Origin of the sequence: Clostridium weizhouense, from assembly GCF_019431045.1 — a bacterium.
Taxonomy (GTDB): Bacteria; Bacillota; Clostridia; order Clostridiales; family Clostridiaceae; genus Clostridium; species Clostridium weizhouense.
Window position 1 is genome coordinate 1 of sequence record NZ_JAHXPT010000032.1, and the last position, 1885, is coordinate 1885.

General features: G+C 32.3%; 2 protein-coding genes. Both read left to right on the plus strand.

Annotated features, from left to right (window positions below):
• Positions 1 to 70: 70 nt before the first annotated feature.
• Positions 71 to 766 (plus strand): helix-turn-helix domain-containing protein, encoded by a 696-nt coding sequence (locus KYD98_RS17955; RefSeq protein ID WP_219781418.1) that lies wholly within the window; start codon positions 71 to 73, stop codon positions 764 to 766.
• The gene (locus KYD98_RS17960; RefSeq protein WP_308462478.1) at positions 763 to 1797 is read left to right on the plus strand and encodes an IS3 family transposase; all 1035 of its coding nucleotides are present in this window, start codon (positions 763 to 765) and stop codon (positions 1795 to 1797) included. Before KYD98_RS17955 ends, KYD98_RS17960 begins: the two co-directional genes overlap by 4 nt.
• Positions 1798 to 1885: the final 88 nt, after the last annotated feature.

Here is a 1885-nt window from a genome sequence, read left to right on the forward strand (position 1 = left end):
TGATACAATCCCACTTAAGTAGACAGATGAAATAAATAAATTCATCTATCTATGGAGGTGGGATTTTTTTATGGGACGTAAAAACAGATTTACACAAGCACAAAAAATTAAGGCTTGTGAAGAATATTTAACTGGACTTAAATCAGCATCTCAAATAGGGATTGAACTTGGAATAAGTAAGGATTCTAATGTATGTGGAATTGAAGTTTTACACTGGATTAAAATGTACTCTGTTAACGGTTCAGATGCTTTTAAGGAAAGGGTGCATAATGCTACTTACTCAAAAGAATTTAAGAAACAGGTTGTTTTAGAGTATTTATCTGGAAATTATAGTATTTGGGATTTGAAATCTAAATACAATATTTCAGGAAAATCAACTATTCAAGGTTGGATAAAGAAGTATAATAATCATATAGAAATAAAGGATTATGATCCGAAACCGGAGGTCTATATGGCAGATACTTTAAAAACTACCTATGAAAAAAGAATTGAAATAGTTAAATATTGTCTGATAAATGATAGAGATATCAAAGGAACAGCGGCTAAGTATGGCTGTAAATATGCTCAACTTTATCAGTGGCTACGAAAATATGAAATTAATGGTGAAGAAGCCCTTGTCGATAAGCGTGGAAAACGTAAGCCGGAAGATGAACTTACCAATTTAGAAAAAGCTCAACGTAAAATTGCTCAGCTTGAACGTGAAAAAGAAGAGTATCGAAAGAAATATGAATTGTTAAAAAAAGCCGAAGAACGAGAAAGGTGGTGATTGAAGGTTTAGTCAAAGCAAAACGAGCTTACTATAACCGATGTAATAGAATTGCTGATTATGAATTGATAAAGGAACTCCATGAATCAGATGAACAGTGGAATATATCTTTTATGTGTGAACATTTAAATATTTCCAGAGCTGCTTACTATAAATGGATTAATTCAACACCATCAGAACGCCAGATTGAAGACGAAAGAATCCTTGCTCAGATTAAAGAGATTTCAGTCTCTAATAATTCATTGTTTGGCGCAATGAACATGTATTATAAACTTCGAGACAAATATTATTTCACTTGTGGACATAACAGAGTATATAGAATTATGTGCGTTAATGACATAAGGTCTTCGTATCGAAGAACCAGTTCATATAAATATATAAAATCAACACATAAAGAAACTGTTGAGAATAAACTTGGAAGAAAATTTAATTCTGACAAACCAAATGAGAAATGGTGTACTGATGTTACTGAAATTAAAGTTCCTACAACAGGAGAAAAGCTATATATAAGTCCAATATTAGATTTATACGATCGATATCCAGTAGGATTTGCAGTGTCGGAAACGAACGATACAGCCCTTACGGATGCAGCGTTAGAAATGGCACATAACACTTATCCGGAAGCCAACCCTTTGTATCACAGTGATAGAGGGTTCCAATATACAAGAGCTGTATTCAAGACCAAACTTAAAAGCTATGGCATGACACAGTCTATGTCAAGAATTTCAAGATGTATAGACAACGGTCCCTGTGAAGGATTCCAAGGATTATTTAAAGATATCTTGTTTATTCTATATCCAGAAATACATACAAAAGAAGAAATGATTAGAGCAATTTATGGAACACTTGATTATTACATAAATGAATATCCCCAGAAACGTTTCAAAGGAAAAACATGTGGACAAGTAAGAACAAAAGCCTTACAATCAGCAAAACCAAAAGTATATCCAATAAAACAAGCAAATAGATATATAAAGTTCTGGAGAGAAATAGAAGAAAAGAAACAAAAAGTATTACAACAAGCAATATAAAATAATAACCAGCACTCTCTCGAATGCTGGTTATATTACAACCTTGAATTTAATTATTTTTCTTGTCTACTTGACAAGGGATGTATCA